This is a genomic window from Tumebacillus avium (assembly GCF_002162355.1).
Taxonomy (GTDB): domain Bacteria; phylum Bacillota; class Bacilli; order Tumebacillales; family Tumebacillaceae; genus Tumebacillus_A; species Tumebacillus_A avium.
The window spans coordinates 106,673-124,419 of sequence record NZ_CP021434.1; the positions used below are offsets into that span (position 1 = coordinate 106,673).

Consider the following 17,747-nt stretch of genomic DNA (forward strand, 5'->3'; position numbering starts at 1 on the left):
CAGGAGGGAAAAAGGGTGTTCACCTACTTGTCCAGCGGCTGACACGACGGGCAGAAGTGCGTGCCCCGCCCGCCGATGCGGGTCTTGGCGATCTCCGTGCCGCAGTTGGGGCACGGGTTGTCTTCATGGCCGTAGACTTTGAGGAGATGCTGCATGCCGCCCTCTTGTCCGTAGCCGTTTACGTATGACTTCACCGAGGAGCCGCCGAGCTCCACCGACTGGGCGAGGACCGCGACGATCGCCGCATGCAAACGTTCGATCTGTTCGCTTTGCAGGTCGGGTCCGCTCGCTTCCGGGTGGATGCCCGATTGAAAGAGCACCTCATCTACATAGATATTGCCAAGCCCGGCCACAAATGTCTGATCGAGCAGCAAAACTTTGATCTTGCCGCTCCGGCGGTTTTTCAGCGCCGTCTGCAGGACGTCTGCGGTAAACGATTCGGCCAGCGGCTCCGGGCCAAGCGAGGCCAGTCCGGGCAGCAAGGCGTATTCGCCGCGCGGAAGCAGATCCATCGTGCCGAACTGGCGCACGTCTTTGTAGCGCAGTTCCGTGCCATCGGTGAAATGGAAGATGACGTGCGTGTGCTTCTCCATCGGCTCGTCCGAGCGGTAGATGCCATAGCGGCCTTCCATGCGCAGGTGCGAGACCAGCGTGTACGGCCCGATGCCAAGCAGCAGGTATTTGCCGCGGCGCTCCACCGCGTCGATGGTGTGGCCTTGCAGCATGAGGGCGAACTGCTGCACATCATCGGGCATCCGAATGATGCGCGGCAGGCTCACCGTCACATGATCGATCGTTTTGCCGAGGACCAGCGCTTCCAGCCCCCGGCGGACGGTCTCAACCTCCGGCAATTCCGGCATGAGGCTTCATCCTTTCTCTTGCTGACTTATGCTCATGCAGCCCGGCACGCTTGCAGTTCGCTTGCAAGCTCTTGCGGCCGCATTGCTTGTTGTCGATGCTGTTACTTTGCTTCGTACCAGGTATCGCCGACGTTGATGTCCGCTTTGAGCGGAACGGAGAGCACTGTGACATGCTCCATCTCTTGGCGGACGAGGCCTTTGAGCTGCTCGATTTCATCGGGCGGGCACTCAAAGATCAATTCATCGTGCACCTGCAGGAGCATTCTGGCGCGCAGCTTCTGCTCTTTCATCGCTTCGTGGATGCTGACCATCGCTTTTTTGATGATATCGGCAGCGGTGCCTTGGATCGGCGTGTTCATCGCCGTGCGCTCGGCAAAGCTGCGGATGTTAAAGTTGGATGCTTTGATATCCGGCAGATGGCGCTTGCGCCCGAGCAGCGTGGTGACATACTCGTCGCGGCGGGCCTGCTCGACGACATCTTCCATATAACGCTTCACGCCGGGGAATTTCGCAAAATAGCTCTCGATAAATGCCCCCGCCTGCTTGCGCGGAATGTTCAGGTTCTGGGACAAGCCAAAATCAGAAATCCCGTACACGATCCCAAAGTTAACCGCTTTCGCCGCCCGGCGCATGTTCGAATCCACCTCTTCCGGCGACACTTCAAACACTTGCGTCGCGGTGCGGGTGTGGATGTCCTCATCATGCACAAACGCATCGATCATGTTCTCATCGCCCGAGATGTGCGCGAGAATCCGCAGCTCGATCTGCGAATAGTCGGCCGCGAGGATCTTCCACTCCGGATCGGTCGGCACAAAAACATGGCGCAGACGACGCCCTTCTTCTGTGCGGATCGGGATGTTCTGCAGGTTCGGCTCGGTGGACGACAGACGGCCCGTCGCCGTCAGCGCCTGGTTGAACTGCGTGTGCACGCGGAAGAGGTCCCCCGCCTGGCGCGCCGCATTCAACAGCCCTTCCACATAAGTGGATTGCAGCTTGCCCAATTGGCGGAAGTCGAGAATCTTCTGCACGACCGGCGAGTGCTCGGCCAATTTTTCCAGCACATCGGCCGATGTGGAATAGCCGGTCTTGGTCTTCTTCGATGCCGGCAGCCCCATTTTGTCAAACAGCACTTCGCCAAGCTGCTTCGGGGAATTGAGGTTGAACTCCAGCCCGGCCAGCTCGAAGATTTCCTTTTGCAACGCTTCGATGCGCTCTTTCAAGTTCTCCCCAATCTCTTTGAGCTCCTCTGTGTCGATGCGCACGCCGGACGCTTCCATATCGGCCAGCACAAACGACAGAGGCAGTTCGAGATCGCGGTACAACGGCATCAAGTCGCTCGTCTCCAGCGCCACTTCGAGCAGCTCTTTCAAATGCGCATTGGCCGCTGCGACGGAGCCTGCCAGCTTGGCGCGCTCTTCGACGGAGACTTCGACCTTTTTCTTCGCCGTGCCTTTCGGGAGCGGCTCGATTCTCCAGCCGATGTGATGCTCGATCACATCAAACAGGTCGGGTGTGCCGTCAGACGGCGACAGCAGATAGGAGCCGAGCAGAGAGCAGAACACGTTGCAGTCCAGCTCGATCCGTTGGGTCTTCAGCGCCGCGCAGACCGCCTTCACATCATAAAAGACCTTGCTCTTACCCCCATCTTGCAACAGCGCCACCACTTCATTGGGCAGCATGCCGTCGAACGGCATGTACCAGGCGGCGTCTTTGGTCGCCAAAGCCAGCCCGTGGATCTCGCCGAGCTGATAGTTCCCTTCCAAGTCGAGGTACAGCCCGACCGTCTCCGGCAGGATGTCGATGATGCTGCGGAGTTCATCTGCGCCGATGATCTGCGTGACCACCACTTCATGCAGCGGTGCAGCCGGCTCTGCTGCCGACTCCGATTCGGTGCCGCCTTGCGGGAGTCGATCGAGCAGCGACTTAAATTCCAGCGCTTTGAAGATCTCGCGCACTTTCCCCGCATCATAGGATTCGAAACGATAGGACTCAAAATCGATGTCGAGCGGAATTTCACGGTTGATCGTCGCGAGTTGCTTGGACATGCGTGCGGAATCGGCATGCTCACGCAGCTTTTCCTGCAGCTTTTTGCCCGGCGCTTCGTCCGCATGTTCAAGCACTTCTTCGACGCTCGGGAACTGAGCCAGCAGTTTCAGCGCCGTCTTCTCCCCCACACCCGGGATGCCCGGGATGTTGTCTGACGTATCGCCCATCAGGCCTTTCAAGTCGATGATCTGCTGCGGAGTCAGGCCGTAGCGCTCCGCAATCTCTTTTTCCGTGTATTTCTCTGTCTCGGAGATGCCTTTGCGGGTCAGCATCGTCGTCACATGATCGGAGACAAGCTGCAACAAATCTTTGTCCCCGGTGACGACCAGCGACTCATAGCCTTGTGCTTCCGCTTCTTTGGTGATCGTGCCGATGATGTCGTCCGCTTCATGGCCTTCGACTTCTACATAAGGAATGTCGAAGCTGTCCAAAATCGAGCGCACGATCGGGAACTGCTCGCGCAGTTCGCCCGGCGTCTTCTCACGCGTTCCTTTATACTCTGCATAGATCTCTTGGCGTACGGTGGCCTTGCCTTTATCAAACGCCACCATTAGGTGCGTCGGCTGCTCGTCCTGCAAGAGACGCAGGAGCATCGTGGTAAAACCATACGCTGCGTTCGTATACTGCCCTTTGCTGTTCGACAGCGGCGGCAGTGCAAAAAAAGCCCGGTATGTAATGGAGTTCCCGTCAATGAGAACTAATTTCTTTTTATCGGTCATGTCTCCACCTCGTAGAAAGGTATGTGCTTCGTTTATTGTAGCATAATGAAAAGTAAAAAAGCACACCCGAAGGTGTGCTTCTTAGAACGGATCTTAGCTGTAGAGCAGGCAAGCCACGTGGTGGCCCGGCTCAACTTCTTTAAGTTCCGGAGTGATCTGTGCGCATTCCGGCATTGCTTTCGGGCAACGGGTACGGAAGCGGCAACCGGACGGCGGGTTAACCGGGGACGGAACGTCGCCTTCCAAGATGATGCGCTCACGAGTACGCTCGATTTCCGGATCCGGAATCGGAATTGCAGACAAGAGTGCTTCCGTGTACGGATGCATCGGCTTGCGGTACAGTTCGGTCGCTTCGGTAACTTCGACGAGTGCACCGAGGTACATAACGCCGATACGGTCGGAAATGTGCTTAACCATTGCCAAGTCATGCGCGATGAAGAGGTAGGTCAGACCGCGCTCTTCTTGCAGGTTCTTCATCAGGTTAACAACCTGCGCCTGGATGGAAACGTCCAGTGCGGAGATCGGTTCGTCCGCGATGATGAACTGCGGCTCGATCGCCAGGGAGCGAGCGATACCGATACGCTGACGCTGACCGCCGGAGAATTCGTGCGGGAAGCGGGAAGCGTGCTCTTCGTTCAGACCAACGGTTTTGAGCAGTTCGTAGATGCGTTCCAGACGTTGACGGCCGGACATCAGCTTGTGGATGTCGATGCCTTCGCCGATGATGTCACCGACGGTCATACGCGGGTTGAGCGATGCGTACGGGTCTTGGAAGATCATTTGCATGTCGCGGTTGAATTTCTTCAAGTCGCGGCCATGTACTTTATGAACGTCTTGGCCGTTGAACTTAACGGTACCTGCAGTTGCATCGTACAGACGGATGATCGTACGACCGGTGGTGGATTTACCGCAACCAGACTCGCCAACCAGACCGAAAGTTTCACCGCGCTTGATCGAGAAGGAGACGTTGTCGACAGCCTTCAGGATCGTGCCACGGCCCAAGTCAAAGTGCTTGGAGAGGTTCGAAACCTCAAGAATGTTATCAGTACCCGTTTGGGTCGGGTTTGCAACAGTCGATGTAGCATTAGCCATTGTGGTTACCTCCCCCTACTTCTACTGGACGTTCAACTTTCGGAGCGTTCGGGTGGAGAAGCCAGCAAGCAGCCGCGTGGTTTTGGTCGATCTTAGTCATTTCCGGATCCTGCTCCATGCAGATCTCCATCGCGTACGGGCAACGCGCAGCAAATGCGCAGCCTTTCGGCGGTGCGATCAGGTCCGGCGGGGTGCCGTCGATCGGGATGAGATCTTCATCTTTGGAGGAGTCCAGACGCGGAACGGAACGCAGGAGACCCCAGGTGTACGGATGTTGCGGGTTGTAGAAGACATCGTCGATCGTGCCGTTTTCTACAACTTTGCCCGCGTACATAACGACTACCTTTTGTGCAACGTCAGCAACAACGCCCAGGTCATGGGTGATGATGATGATCGAAGCGCCGGTCTTCTCTTGCAGGTCACGCATCAGGTCGAGGATCTGCGCTTGAATCGTAACGTCGAGCGCGGTGGTCGGCTCGTCGGCGATCAGGAGCTTCGGGTTACAAGCCAGCGCGATTGCGATCATAACACGCTGACGCATACCGCCGGAGAATTGGTGCGGGTACTGCTCAACGCGGGATTCCGGGTTCGGAATGCCTACGAGGCGCAGCATTTCGATCGCACGCTCACGAGCTGCTTGACGGGACAGACCTTGGTGCTTGATCAAGCCTTCTGCAATCTGAGCGCCAACCTTCATGGTCGGGTTCAGAGAAGTCATCGGGTCCTGGAAGATCATGCCCATCTCAGAACCACGAACGTTCTCCATTTCTCTATCGGTCAGCTTTGCGATGTCGGTTTTGCCGTCGAACACGATCTGCGAACCTGCTTTGATCTCACCCGGCGGGGTTTGAATGAGGCGCATGATCGCTTGGGAGGTTACGGATTTACCGCAACCGGACTCACCAACGATCGCAAGGCATTCGCCTTTTTTCAGATTGAAGGTAACGCCGCGTACGGCTTGAACTTCACCGGCATAGGTGTGGAACGATACCTTCAAGTCTTTGACTTCTAAGATGTTGTTCATGGGCATTACCCTCCTTATTTACGAAGTCTCGGGTCGAGTGCGTCACGCAGACCGTCACCCAGAAGGTTGAAGGACAGCATGATGCAAGCGAACACCACAGACGGGCAGATCAGACGGAACGGGAAGTTACGCATCGATTGCACGCCGTCGTTTACCAGAGAACCGAGAGATGCGAGCGGAACTTTGATCCCCAGACCGATGAAGGACAGGAATGCTTCCGCGAAGATCGCGCCCGGAACGGTAAACGTGATCTGTACAATGATGATCCCCAGTGCGTTCGGAATCAGGTGGCGCAGGATGATGCGCCACGGGCTTGCGCCCAAGGTGCGAGCAGCGAGTACGTACTCTTGCTCTTTCAGGGACAGGATCTGACCCCGTACGAGACGGGCCATACCCACCCAGCCGACTGAAGCCATCGCAAGGATGATGGTGAAGATACCCGGACCCATGACCATGATCAGCAAGATGATCAGGATGAGGTACGGAATACCGTAAACGATCTCAACGAAACGCTGCATGACATCATCGATACGGCCGCCGAAGTACGCGGAGATACCGCCATACAGGATACCGATCACAAAGTCAAGGAATGCAGCAACGATACCGATAAACAGCGAGATACGAACGCCCCACCATACGCGAACCCATTGGTCACGGCCGAAGTCGTCGGTGCCAAACCAGTGGTCAACGGACGGAGATTGGTTACGAACTTGCAGGTCTTGCTCTTGGTAGTGGTACGGCTGGACTTCCGGACCGGCGATCGCCAGAACGGCCAGCATAACCAACAGGATCAAGCCGATCATTGCTGCTTTGTTTTTCTTCAGGCGGCGCCACGCGTCAGCCCAGTAGGAAACGGAAGGGCGAACGACGCGCTCTGCATCGGTTTGCTTCTGCGCCAGTTTAAACTTGTCTTGAGTAACAGGTTGCATCGTTTATTTCCCACCTTTCGCCAGACGGATACGCGGGTCGACAACCCCGTACAGGATATCTGTCACGATGATAGCGAGAATGAGGAGACCCGAGTAGAAGATCGTCATACCCATGATCATCGTGTAGTCATTCGTCGTGATAGAGTTAACGAAGTGCTTACCCATGCCCGGAACTGCGAAGATCTGTTCAACGACGAGGGTACCGGTCATGATGCCGACGGTGAGCGGGCCCAGGATCGTGATGATCGGCAGAATCGCATTTCGAACGGTATGCTTGATAACGATCGAGATGCGGGAAAGACCTTTGGAACGAGCGGTCTTAATGTAGTCTTGGTTGACTACGTCCAGCATGGAAGTACGCATCATACGTGCCATGGTAGCCAGTGTGCCAAACGCCAGTGTGATGGTCGGCAGAATGACGTATTCCGGACCTTTCCACAGCGCCGGCGGCAGCCAGCCGAGTTGAACCCCGACGTAGTACGAAAGCAACGGCCCGATTACGAAGGCCGGAACGGATACGCCGACAATCGCGGTAAACATTGCAAAATAGTCGAGGCCTTTGTTGTGGTTCAGCGCTGCGACGATACCAAGGGTCAAACCGATGACAACGGCAACGACAATCGAGTAGAGACCAAGTTCAGCAGACGTCGGGAACGTCTGGCCGATGATTTCATTAACAGTACGTGTCGGATAGAAGAAGGATACGCCAAGGTCACCGGTGACGATGTTCGACAGGTAGCGACCGTATTGCACCCAGATCGGGTCATCAAGACCGTAGTGGTCCATCAAGATAGCTCTTGTGGTGTCATTCAGACGTTCAGACGCGGCGAACGGATCGCCCGGAAGGTTATGCATCAAGATAAAGGTCAGAGAAACGATTACCCAAAGGGTGATCAAACCGTAAAGTACACGACGGAGGATAAAACGAAGCACAACCACACCTCCCAAAGAATTTTTTTTGTTATTTGTGGTTTTGGTTGAGATACGACTTTTAGTCTACTTGTATCTCTGTTTTTTCGCTAGTGGCTTTTTGCTGGCAATTGTGAGTCAGGGCGCCCCCAGCGCCGCTGTCCTCAGCTTTCAGAGAACCTTGTTACTTTCTCCCAGTCCGTATTGGAAGCTGCTTCATGGAAGCGGTTTCGCACATGTTGCATTCAGCATCCAAGTCCGGGACTCACTCACTCCTCTTCCCCGGCTCCCCCCTTTTCCTGAAATCTCATGTAAGTGTTTAGTAATTGTATGGTAAGGCTCCAGCCTAATACCCGAAAGGAATGATTCAAGAGTTTTTAAAAGACAGATTATTCATAAAAAATTATAGTCTAATCTGCCTTTCTCGTCCACTAGTAAAATTACGAGTGGATCGAGGCAATTATGCAAGAGATTCACAGGTCACTTTTAAATAAGTTCTAGATTCTGAATCTTTGGTGCAAATCTACGAATCAGCCACAAGTTATACAATATCATAAAGATGTTATACATGCGAGTCATTTGTGGCTAAAATTCGTCAAGATTCTAGAATATTTCTAGATAGATTCGACATTTTTCTACATCATTCAATGCTTTTTAGCTGTCAGCTAAGGGACTCGCTAAGATTTCTGCTTAATTTCATTGTACTACAGACACGAAAAAAATTCCCCAGAATTTTCTAACTTCTGGGGAATTTTAGCAAATTGTAATCTACCTGTAATCCTTTTGTTACGAAACTACCTGCCTTCTACAACGGCAATGACCTTGCGGACAGAGTCGGCCGACTTGTCGAGCGCGGTTTTCTCGTCTGCAGTCAGTTCCAGTTCGAAGACTTTCTCGATGCCGTTTTTGCCGAGCAGGGTCGGAACGCCCATGAACAAGTCGTTGTAGCCGTATTCGCCTTCGAGCAGTGCGATGGACGGCAGAATGCGCTTCTTGTCCTTGAGAATCGCTTCGGTCATCTGAGCGAGCGATGCAGCCGGAGCATAGTAAGCCGAACCGTTGCCGAGCAGCTGCACGATCTCGCCGCCGCCAACGCGTGCGCGTTGCACGATCTCTTCGAGACGGCCGGCCGGGATCAGCTTCTCCAGCGGAATGCCGCCTGCGTAAGAGTAACGAACGAGCGGTACCATGTCATCGCCGTGTCCGCCAAGCACGAAGCCTTGGATGTCTTCCACAGACACGCCAAGCTCCATAGCGATGAAGGAACGGAAACGCGCGGTGTCGAGAACACCAGATTGTCCGATCACGCGGCTCTTCGGGAAACCGGAAGTCTTGTAAGCCACATAGGTCATCGCGTCAACCGGGTTGGACAGGATCATCAAAATCGAGTTCGGAGAGTACTTCACAACTTGTTCGGTAACGGACTTCACGATACCCGCGTTGGTTGCCACAAGGTCATCACGGCTCATGCCCGGCTTGCGGGCGATGCCTGCGGTGATGATGACCACATCGGAGTCTGCCGTGTCTTCGTAGTTGGAGGTGCCGGTGATGTTTGCGTCAACGCCGAGAACCGGGGTTGCTTCAAACATGTCGAGCGCCTTGCCCTTGGTCGGGCTCTCCAGCTGCGGGATGTCGAGCAGAACGATGTCGCCAAGTTCTTTTTGTGCCAGGAACAGTGCGGTGGTGGCGCCGGTAAAACCTGCGCCGACGATGGTGATCTTGTTACGCTTCATGGTCATGATGGTTCCCTCCACTCACAATTTGATTGTTTATGTGGTGATGAACTTACAGGTTTTTGATCAGCGCATCCGCAAATTCGGAGCACTTGACTTCGTTTGCGCCTTCCATCAGGCGTGCAAAGTCATAAGTGACCGTCTTCTGGTCGATCGCCTTTTCCAGTGCGGCAACGATCATGTCAGCCGCTTCCTGCCAGCCGAGGAATTCGAGCATCATGACGCCGGAGAGGATGACGGAGCCCGGGTTTACCTTGTCGAGGCCAGCATACTTCGGCGCGGTGCCGTGGGTTGCTTCGAATACCGCATGGCCGGTGACGTAGTTAATGTTAGCACCCGGAGCGATACCGATACCGCCAACTTGGGCAGCCAGTGCGTCGGAGATGTAGTCGCCGTTCAGGTTGAGGGTCGCGATCACATCATACTCAGCCGGACGGGTGAGGATCTGTTGCAGGAATGCGTCTGCGATCACGTCTTTTACGATGATCTTGCCTGCAGCTTCTGCAGCGGACTGCGCCTTGTTCGCAGCTTCGGTGCCTTCTGCGTCCTTGATGCGGTCGTACTGCGCCCAGGTGAATACCTTATCAGCGTATTCACGCTCGGCCACTTCATAACCCCAGTTCTTGAACGCGCCTTCGGTAAACTTCATGATGTTGCCTTTGTGCACGAGGGTCAGGGACTTGCGGTTTTGCGCGATGGTGTAGTCAAGCGCTGCGCGCACGAGGCGCTCGGTGCCTTCTTGAGATACCGGCTTGATGCCGATGCCGGAAGTTTCCGGGAAGCGGATTTTCTTCGCGCCCATCTCTTCGCGCAGGAACTTGATCACTTTTTTCACTTCTTCGGTGCCTTCTGCGTACTCGATGCCGGCATAGATGTCTTCGGAGTTTTCACGGAAGATCACCATGTCGACTTGCTCCGGATGTTTGACCGGGGACGGAACGCCGTTGAAGTAGCGAACCGGACGCACGCATGCGAACAGGTCGAGCTCTTGGCGCAGCGCAACGTTCAGGGAACGGATGCCGCCGCCAACCGGAGTGGTCAGCGGGCCTTTGATGCCGACGAGGAATTCGCGGAATGCGGTCAAGGTGTCATTCGGCAGCCATTCGCCCGTTTGGTTGAATGCCTTTTCGCCTGCGAGAACTTCAAACCACTCAAGTTTCTTCTCGCCTTTGTACGCTTTCTCAACAGCAGCTTCGAAAACGCGAACGGAAGCGTTCCAGATGTCCGGACCGGTGCCGTCCCCTTCGATAAACGGAATGATCGGGTTGTTCGGGACGTTCAACTTGCCATTTTCGATGGTGATCTTTTGACCTTTTGTCGGAGCCGTGTACTTTTCAAACATAATTTCGACCTCCTGGCTATGTATAGATATATGATTGGGTAAGGCGACGCTATTGTCTCCTTACCCGCTGTTGAACATGTGAGTTAAAAATCCATGCATGTAAATCATACCATAGGATTCAGGGCATGAACAAGTGGATTTTTCGTACTCCGAACCATTGTTTCACCCAGTGAAACCCTCTTGAGTTTTCGGCTCGGCGCTCTGCTTCTTTTGCGTGGCCAGAAACAGCCAGATGCCGCTCATGATGATCGCGCCGCCGACCCATTGCGCCCAGGTGACTCCTTCGCCGAGCAGCAGGTACGCCAAAATGGTCGCCCCGATCGGCTCCCCTAAGATCGCCATCGAGATCGCAGCCGCGCTGACGTACTTCAGGAGCCAGTTGAACAGCGTATGCCCAAAGACGGTCGGGATGACGGCCAGCAGGACGAACAGGAGCCATTCCCGGCCGCTGTAGTCCACCAAAGAATAGCCTTCCCCAATACAGTAGAAAAACATAACGATGATCGAAAATACGTAGACGAGCAGCGAATAGACCATCGAGGACATCGCCCCGCGCAGATACTGGCCGATGACCAGATAGCCGCTGACGACAAACGTGCCGAGCAGGGACAAGAGATCGCCCCACAGCGCCATCCCGCTGATCTGCAGGTCGCCCCAGCCGATGAACGTGCTCCCGACGATGGCGATGCCGGCACCCGCCCAGGCCTGCCAGGACGTGCGCTCTTTGAGCGTGACATACGCCATCGCCATGACGAAGATCGGCTGCAGCGTGATCAGGATGGTCGAGGAAGCGACCGTCGTGTATTTGAGCGATCCAATCCAGAAGATAAAGTGGAACGCCAGAAACACGCCGGACAGCGCGACGAGCAGCCACGTGCGCAGGCTCATCCCCCGCAGTTCCGCCCGCGCCCCTTTGGTCAGCAAAAACGGGCCGAGCAGCAAAAATGTAAACACGAGCCGGTACAGCCCGAGAATGGCGGCCGGCGCCGTCGACCATTTGATGATGATCGCCGAAAACGAGACGGCCAGCACGCCGATCAGCATAAACAAGAGAGGTGAAACGGGCAGCTTGTTCTTATTTTCTTCCATACGTGTAAAAGCCTCTTTCTAGAATCTGCGGTAAAACGAGTAGTTCCCGTTTTGCATCATTTTCATCAGATATACCTTGATCAGGCGTTTCGGAATCTCCCGTGTGCCGGGGAGCAGCATCATCATCCCGACGATGTCAGACAGGAAGCCGGGCGTGAGCAGCAGCGTCCCGCCGACCAAAAGACAAGCCCCGTCGAGCAGCGAATCACCGGGGAGTGATCCCATCTGCATCTCGCGGCTGATCTGGCGCAAGGTGTTTCGGCCCTGCACTTTTAGCAGGTACGCCCCCAGCGCCGACATGGCGATGACCAGGAAAAAGGTCAGCCAGCCGCCGATGACTTGTCCGACTTGAATCAATGTGAAAATCTCCAGCGCCGGCACGACGATAATCAAAATGAGGAACAGGCGCATCATCTGGAACTCACCGCTTTTTGTTGCATCAATTCGTACAGATCCGGCAAAATGCGGTTGATCCGCTGCACTTGGCCTTCGCGGTTGATGAAGACATGCTCCGTCTTGCCGCTGACCAGCTTTTCGCCGTCCGTTGCACGGGTGACTTCATAGCCGAAAGTCATGCGCAGTTTGGAAAGCGTGTCGATCCAGATCTTGATCCGCACCAGATCGTCGTACTTGGCCGATGCGTGATATTTGCACCACACTTCTGTCACCGGAAGCAGCCAGCCTTGTTCTTCCATGCTGCGGTAGGACAGACCGTATTCACGCAGCCACTCGGTGCGGCCGACTTCAAACCAATTCAGATAGTTGGCGTGGTAGACGATGGCCATCTGGTCGGTTTCCTGATAGCGCACGCGCAGCTCCACTTCATAAAATTCAGCCATGTATTTCCCCTCCTCTGCACGATGCTCTTATTATAGCAAAAAAGCTCCTTTGCCAGTTTGCAAAGGAGCTTTTTCTTTATCTCTTTCAATTAAATAACGTGTGCCACGCCTTCATAGATCAAACCTGATTTCGAATCGACGGTGACGACCATGCCGGTCTTCAGCTTCTCGGTGGCGTTCTCCACGCCAACGATGACCGGTTTGCCCAAGTGCAGCGCCACGACGGCCGCATGCGAGGTCAAGCCGCCTTCGACGGTGATCACGGCAGCAGCGCGCTCCATCGCCGGAACAACATCGCGGTCGGTGGAATGCGTGACGAGGATATCCCCGTCCTGCAGGTTGAGGAGTTCATCCGACTTGTTCGAAGAGAGCACGCGTCCGCTGACCGCCTTTTGGCCGATGCCTTGGCCTTTGGCGATGATTTCGCCGATCGTGTGGACTTTGAGCAGGTTGGTCGTGCCCGGCTGTCCGACCGGCACGCCGGCGGTGATCACGATCAAGTCGCCGTGCTGGACGTAGCTGGAATCGAGCGCCCCTTGAATCGAGATGGCGAGGATTTCGTCTGTCGTCTTTGCGGTGCGCGACACGACCGGGTACACGCCCCAGGACAACATCAGACGGCGCGCCACTTCCACGTTGTCGGTGACCGCGATGATCGGCGTGGTCGGGCGGTGCTTGGAGACTTTCTTTGCTGTGTGGCCGCTCGACGTTGCCGTCACGATCGCTTTGGCGTTGAGGTCGTCGGCGATGGTGGAAACGGCCAGCGACATCGCGTCGGTCACGTTCGCTTCCGCTTCCGCCACATTGCGGCGGGACGGGACGAGGTTGTTGATCAGCGCTTCTTCGGCGCGCTTGGCGATCTGCGCCATCGTCGCGACCGCTTCGGCCGGGTATTTGCCGGCTGCCGTCTCACCGGACAGCATGATCGCATCGGTGCCGTCAAAGATCGCGTTGGCGACGTCGCTCGCTTCGGCGCGGGTCGGGCGCGGGTTGCGCTCCATCGAGTCGAGCATCTGCGTCGCCGTGATCACCGGCTTGCCAAGCGCGTTGCATTTTTGGATCAGCATCTTTTGCACGAGCGGGACTTCTTCGGTCGGAATCTCCACGCCGAGGTCGCCGCGCGCCACCATCACGCCGTCGGTGACAGCGAGGATCTCGTCGATCTTGTCGAGCGCTTCTTCCGCTTCGATTTTCGAGATGATATCTTTATGTACGTTTGCTTCTTCGAGAATGCGGCGCACGTCAAGCACGTCAGACGCCTTGCGCACAAACGATGCGGCGATGATGTCGACGCCTTGCTCGATGCCGAACTTGATATCGGCGATGTCTTTCTCCGTGACGCTTGGGATGCGCAGCTTGACGCCTGGCGCGTTGATCCCTTTGCGGTTCTTCAGCATACCGCCATTGGTGACGCGGCAGTGAATCTCCGTGCCTTCAACTTTTTCCACGACCAGCCCGATCAGGCCGTCGTCGATGCGCAAGATCGAGCCCGCCTGCACATCTTCGGGCAGACCTTCATACGAGATCGAAATGCGGTGTTCATCGCCTTCTGCGATCTGTTCGGTGGTCAGGATGAGCGCTGCATCATTATGTAATTCAACCGCGCCGTTTTTGACCAGACCGGTGCGGATCTTTGGTCCTTTGATGTCGAGCATGATCGCGACATATTTGCCCGTTTCCTTGGCTGCCCGGCGGATGTTTTGAATGCGTGCAGCATGCTCATCGTACGTGCCGTGCGAGAAATTGAGCCGCGCGACATCGAGACCGTTTTGCATCAGCGTCTTCAGCATTTCCACCGATTCGCTGGCCGGTCCAATCGTACAAACGATTTTCGTTCTTCGCATGGGTGATCCCCCTTGATTTCTAACGTTTAGGTTTTACTTTACCACATCTTAAATAGAAAGCACATCCGCTAAGTCATACAAGCTGAGATCGGGGAGGCGCGGCGTGTTTAACGCTTCGGTGATATCGGTCGCTTTGAGCTGTCCGCCAAGCGTGCCGATCATCTTCGCCTTCTCGCCCGCCTGCAGCAGATCGACCGCGTAGGCGCCCATCTTGCTGGCCAGCATCCGGTCAAACGCGGTGGGCGATCCGCCGCGCTGAATGTGACCAAGCACGGTGACCCGCGTCTCCCAGCCGGTCAGCTCGCGAATGACTTCGCCGATCGCAAAGCCTTTGCCTGCGCCTTCGGAGACGAGGATGATCGAGTGCTTCTTGCCTCTGGCCGCCCCGCGCTTCAACTTCTCGACCACTTTGATGATGTCATGCTTCTCTTCCGGAATCAAAATCGTCTCCGCGCCGACCGAGACGCCAGCCACGAGGGCAATGTCGCCCGCGCCGCGTCCCATCACTTCGATCACATAGGTGCGCTCGTGCGAAGTGGCAGTATCGCGGATTTTGTCCACCAGTTGGATGACCGTGTTGATCGCCGTGTCGAAACCGATCGTGAACTCGGTGCAGGGAATATCGTTGTCGATCGTCCCCGGAATCCCGATCGTCGGCACGCCCATGTCGGAGAGCAGCTTGGCGCCGCGAAACGAACCGTCGCCGCCGATGACGATCAGGCCGTCGATGCCATGATCCTGAATCTGCTGGAACGCTTTTTTCCGTCCCTCTTCCGTTTTAAACTCCTCCGAGCGGGCGGTGAACAGCATCGTCCCCCGCGATGGATGATGTCGCCGACTGACCCGAGGTCCATGTCGACGATCTCCCCTTGGATCAGCCCTTGATACCCGCGCTTGATGCCCGCCACTTGCAGTCCGTGATAGATCGCTTTGCGCACGACCGCACGAATCGCCGCGTTCATCCCCGGCGCATCGCCGCCGCTTGTCAGCACCCCGATTTTCCGCACCTGCTCCACTCTCCCTGTACGTCAATTTATCCGAATAGACCGATTTTGTCCCACGGGACATTTCGAGTCCCATATGTACATAAAAGGATGTGCCCGTCCGGAAACGAGCACACCTGTGGCTAGTGAACACGTTCCATCTCTCGTACAGTGTTCACTCTTATTTCTTGCACTATGCAGTTATTCGGCAAAGTGCCCCATCTTCTTGAACTTCTGGTAACGCTGCTCGACCAGCACGTCCTTGGGCAGTTTGATCAGCTCTTGCAGCGCCGTCGTAATCTGCTCGCGAACGGCAGCGATCGTCGCCGCATGGTCTTTGTGCGCGCCGCCCTGCGGTTCCGGAATCACCCCGTCGGTGATGCCGAACTCGTGGATATAACCGGCGGTGATCTTAAAGGTCTCCGCTGCGCGCTGAGCCTGTCCCGCATCTTTCCAGAGCAGAGCTGCACCGCCTTCAGGCGAGATGACCGAGTAGATCGCGTTCTCCAGCATGTACACGCGGTCGCCGACGCCAAGCGCCAGCGCGCCGCCCGAACCGCCTTCGCCGGTAACGACGCAGATGATCGGCGTGCGCAGACCGGCCATTTCGATCAGGTTGCGCGCCACCGCTTCGGAGATGCCGCGCTCTTCCGACTCGATGCCGGGATACGCGCCCGAAGTGTCGATGAAGCAGATGACCGGGCGGTTAAACTTCTCCGCCTGTTTCATCAGGCGCAAGGCCTTGCGGTAGCCTTCCGGAAGCGGCATGCCCCAGCGGCGAAGGATGTTTTCCTTGGTATCCTTGCCCTTCTGATGGCCGATCACCGTGACCGGAATGCCGTCGAGCTTCGCCACGCCGCCGACGATCGCCGGGTCATCCCCGTAGGTGCGGTCGCCGTGCATCTCCAGAAAGTGCGTCATCATGCCGTTGATGTAGTCGAGCGTGGTCGGGCGTTCCGCATGGCGGGCGATCTGTGTGCGCTGCCACGGGGTGAGTTCGGTGTAGATGTTGCCGGCCAACTGCGATGCTTTCGCTTCCAGCTTGGCAATCTCGTCCGTAAAATCCAAGCCGCTCTGCTCCGAGAAGGTGCGCAGTTCCTTGATCTTCTTTTGCAGTTCTAAGAGCGGCTTTTCAAACATGAGCTCATTCGCCACCTGGCACACCTCCATGCAGTTCTAACAGGGTCGAAAGAGTCTGACGCATCTCTTTGCGCGACACGACCATGTCGAGCATGCCGTGCTTGAGCAGAAATTCTGCCGTTTGGAAATCGTCAGGCAGCTTTTGGCGGATCGTCTGTTCGATGATGCGGCGTCCGGCAAAACCGATCAGCGCACCAGGCTCGGCGAGGTTGATGTCGCCAAGCATCGCAAACGATGCGGTGACACCGCCCGTCGTCGGGTAGGTGTTGACGGCGATGTACAGGCCGCCCGCTTCGGACAGCTTGTGCAGCGCGGCCGACGTCTTGGCCATCTGCATCAGCGAGAAGATCCCTTCCTGCATGCGTGCTCCGCCCGATGCGGTGAAGATGATGATCGGGTAGCGCTTAGCCAGCGCCGCTTCGATGGCACGGGTCAGCTTTTCGCCGACGACCGAACCCATCGAGCCCATGAAGTAAGTCGAGTCCATCACCGCGATGACCACCGGATAACCGCCGATGGTGCCTTCCCCGGTCACGACCGCTTCCTTCATGCCGGTCTTCTTCTGCTCGCGCTCGACCTTCGCCGGATAGTCCGGGAAGTTCAGCGGGTCGACAGCGGTCATCCCGGCGTCGTACTCAAAGAAACGACCGTCATCAAGCGTCGCCTTGATCCGCTCTTCGGCGTTCATCGTATAGTGATATTCACACTTGGGGCAGGTCTTGAGATTTTTCTCCAATTCCTTCGTGAACGTCATCTCGCCACAGCGCTTGCACTTTGACATGAGACCTTCCGGAACAGAAATTTCAGGCTGTTTGGTCCGGCCCAGTCGCTCCGCCACGTCGGCGGACGTCAAGGTCGCATATCGTTGCTTCTTTTTATGAAAAATGTCCTTCAGCGCCACATTTTCACCTCATTTTATGATTCGCGATGTGAAGAGTGGAGAATGTCTTTTAAGACTTCCTGCACTTCGTCCAATTCTGTCTCTGGCACCAAAATCTCAAACTGCTGCTTCGCTGCATTCGTCTGGCGGAGTTTGACCAGGAAACCCTCTTCCGTAAGCTTGTCCTTGATCCGCTCGGCCGTCTTCGTGTTGGGCGCAATATAGATGACAGTCCACATACGAGAGAACCTCCCACGGGCTACGTCCGCAATTTTGGACTAATCATATCATACGGGCAGGGAGCTCAGCAACAGAGCG

15 protein-coding genes and 1 pseudogene are annotated in these 17,747 nt (G+C 55.9%); all 16 read right to left on the reverse strand.

The window, feature by feature from the left end:
* Positions 1–23: 23 nt before the first annotated feature.
* The gene (gene mutM / locus CBW65_RS00635) at positions 24–860 is read right to left on the reverse strand and encodes a DNA-formamidopyrimidine glycosylase (protein ID WP_087455101.1); all 837 of its coding nucleotides are present in this window, start codon (positions 858–860) and stop codon (positions 24–26) included.
* 101 nt (positions 861–961) lie between these two features.
* Positions 962–3,625, reverse strand: a complete 2,664-nt coding sequence (gene polA, locus CBW65_RS00640; RefSeq protein WP_087455102.1) for a DNA polymerase I — start codon at positions 3,623–3,625, stop codon at positions 962–964.
* Between the two features lie 93 nt (positions 3,626–3,718).
* A complete protein-coding gene (locus CBW65_RS00645) occupies positions 3,719–4,717 on the reverse strand; it encodes an ABC transporter ATP-binding protein (protein WP_087455103.1) in 999 nt (332 codons plus the stop codon).
* Complete coding sequence (locus CBW65_RS00650; RefSeq protein ID WP_087455104.1) at positions 4,710–5,741, reverse strand: ABC transporter ATP-binding protein; 1,032 nt, start codon at positions 5,739–5,741, stop codon at positions 4,710–4,712. The genes CBW65_RS00645 and CBW65_RS00650 overlap by 8 nt, the downstream gene beginning before the upstream one ends.
* Before the next feature lie 14 nt (positions 5,742–5,755).
* Positions 5,756–6,670, reverse strand: coding sequence for an ABC transporter permease (locus CBW65_RS00655; protein WP_087455105.1), 915 nt, complete (start codon positions 6,668–6,670; stop codon positions 5,756–5,758).
* A gap of 3 nt (positions 6,671–6,673) precedes the next feature.
* Positions 6,674–7,603, reverse strand: a complete 930-nt coding sequence (locus CBW65_RS00660) for an ABC transporter permease (RefSeq protein WP_087455106.1) — start codon at positions 7,601–7,603, stop codon at positions 6,674–6,676.
* Between the two features lie 770 nt (positions 7,604–8,373).
* A complete protein-coding gene (gene mdh, locus CBW65_RS00665; RefSeq protein ID WP_087455107.1) occupies positions 8,374–9,318 on the reverse strand; it encodes a malate dehydrogenase in 945 nt (314 codons plus the stop codon).
* Between the two features lie 46 nt (positions 9,319–9,364).
* Positions 9,365–10,654, reverse strand: coding sequence for an NADP-dependent isocitrate dehydrogenase (gene icd / locus CBW65_RS00670; RefSeq protein WP_087455108.1), 1,290 nt, complete (start codon positions 10,652–10,654; stop codon positions 9,365–9,367).
* 162 nt (positions 10,655–10,816) lie between these two features.
* Positions 10,817–11,743 (reverse strand): DMT family transporter, encoded by a 927-nt coding sequence (locus CBW65_RS00675; RefSeq protein ID WP_087455109.1) that lies wholly within the window; start codon positions 11,741–11,743, stop codon positions 10,817–10,819.
* Between the two features lie 18 nt (positions 11,744–11,761).
* The gene (locus CBW65_RS00680; RefSeq protein WP_232463413.1) at positions 11,762–12,154 is read right to left on the reverse strand and encodes an FxsA family protein; all 393 of its coding nucleotides are present in this window, start codon (positions 12,152–12,154) and stop codon (positions 11,762–11,764) included.
* Positions 12,154–12,582 carry an acyl-CoA thioesterase gene (locus CBW65_RS00685; RefSeq protein ID WP_087455111.1) on the reverse strand — a complete coding sequence of 143 codons (429 nt, stop codon included), beginning with the start codon at positions 12,580–12,582 and terminating at the stop codon, positions 12,154–12,156. Before CBW65_RS00685 ends, CBW65_RS00680 begins: the two co-directional genes overlap by 1 nt.
* An 89-nt stretch (positions 12,583–12,671) precedes the next feature.
* Positions 12,672–14,426 (reverse strand): pyruvate kinase, encoded by a 1,755-nt coding sequence (pyk, locus tag CBW65_RS00690; protein WP_087455112.1) that lies wholly within the window; start codon positions 14,424–14,426, stop codon positions 12,672–12,674.
* A 48-nt stretch (positions 14,427–14,474) separates the two neighbouring features.
* Positions 14,475–15,433 (reverse strand): annotated as a pseudogene (gene pfkA / locus CBW65_RS00695) (6-phosphofructokinase).
* Positions 15,434–15,610: 177 nt separating this feature from the next.
* On the reverse strand, positions 15,611–16,564 hold the full coding sequence (locus CBW65_RS00700; protein WP_087455113.1) for an acetyl-CoA carboxylase carboxyltransferase subunit alpha: 954 nt from the start codon (positions 16,562–16,564) through the stop codon (positions 15,611–15,613).
* Positions 16,554–17,450 carry an acetyl-CoA carboxylase, carboxyltransferase subunit beta gene (gene accD, locus CBW65_RS00705; protein ID WP_087455114.1) on the reverse strand — a complete coding sequence of 299 codons (897 nt, stop codon included), beginning with the start codon at positions 17,448–17,450 and terminating at the stop codon, positions 16,554–16,556. The genes CBW65_RS00700 and accD overlap by 11 nt, the downstream gene beginning before the upstream one ends.
* A gap of 14 nt (positions 17,451–17,464) precedes the next feature.
* On the reverse strand, positions 17,465–17,668 hold the full coding sequence (locus CBW65_RS00710; protein WP_087455115.1) for a glutamate decarboxylase: 204 nt from the start codon (positions 17,666–17,668) through the stop codon (positions 17,465–17,467).
* Positions 17,669–17,747: the final 79 nt, after the last annotated feature.

Bases quoted from the DNA above. Each gene is read 5' to 3' on its own strand.
- CBW65_RS00710 (WP_087455115.1), bottom strand. From the start codon at position 17,668: ATGTGGACTGTCATCTATATTGCGCCCAACACGAAGACGGCCGAGCGG.
- CBW65_RS00685 (WP_087455111.1), bottom strand. From the start codon at position 12,582: ATGGCTGAATTTTATGAAGTGGAGCTGCGCGTGCGCTATCAGGAAACC.
- polA (WP_087455102.1), bottom strand. From the start codon at position 3,625: ATGACCGATAAAAAGAAATTAGTTCTCATTGACGGGAACTCCATTACA.
- CBW65_RS00680 (WP_232463413.1), bottom strand. From the start codon at position 12,154: ATGCGCCTGTTCCTCATTTTGATTATCGTCGTGCCGGCGCTGGAGATT.
- pyk (WP_087455112.1), bottom strand. From the start codon at position 14,426: ATGCGAAGAACGAAAATCGTTTGTACGATTGGACCGGCCAGCGAATCG.
- CBW65_RS00655 (WP_087455105.1), bottom strand. From the start codon at position 6,670: ATGCAACCTGTTACTCAAGACAAGTTTAAACTGGCGCAGAAGCAAACC.
- icd (WP_087455108.1), bottom strand. From the start codon at position 10,654: ATGTTTGAAAAGTACACGGCTCCGACAAAAGGTCAAAAGATCACCATC.
- CBW65_RS00645 (WP_087455103.1), bottom strand. From the start codon at position 4,717: ATGGCTAATGCTACATCGACTGTTGCAAACCCGACCCAAACGGGTACT.
- mdh (WP_087455107.1), bottom strand. From the start codon at position 9,318: ATGACCATGAAGCGTAACAAGATCACCATCGTCGGCGCAGGTTTTACC.
- CBW65_RS00675 (WP_087455109.1), bottom strand. From the start codon at position 11,743: ATGGAAGAAAATAAGAACAAGCTGCCCGTTTCACCTCTCTTGTTTATG.
- mutM (WP_087455101.1), bottom strand. From the start codon at position 860: ATGCCGGAATTGCCGGAGGTTGAGACCGTCCGCCGGGGGCTGGAAGCG.
- CBW65_RS00650 (WP_087455104.1), bottom strand. From the start codon at position 5,741: ATGAACAACATCTTAGAAGTCAAAGACTTGAAGGTATCGTTCCACACC.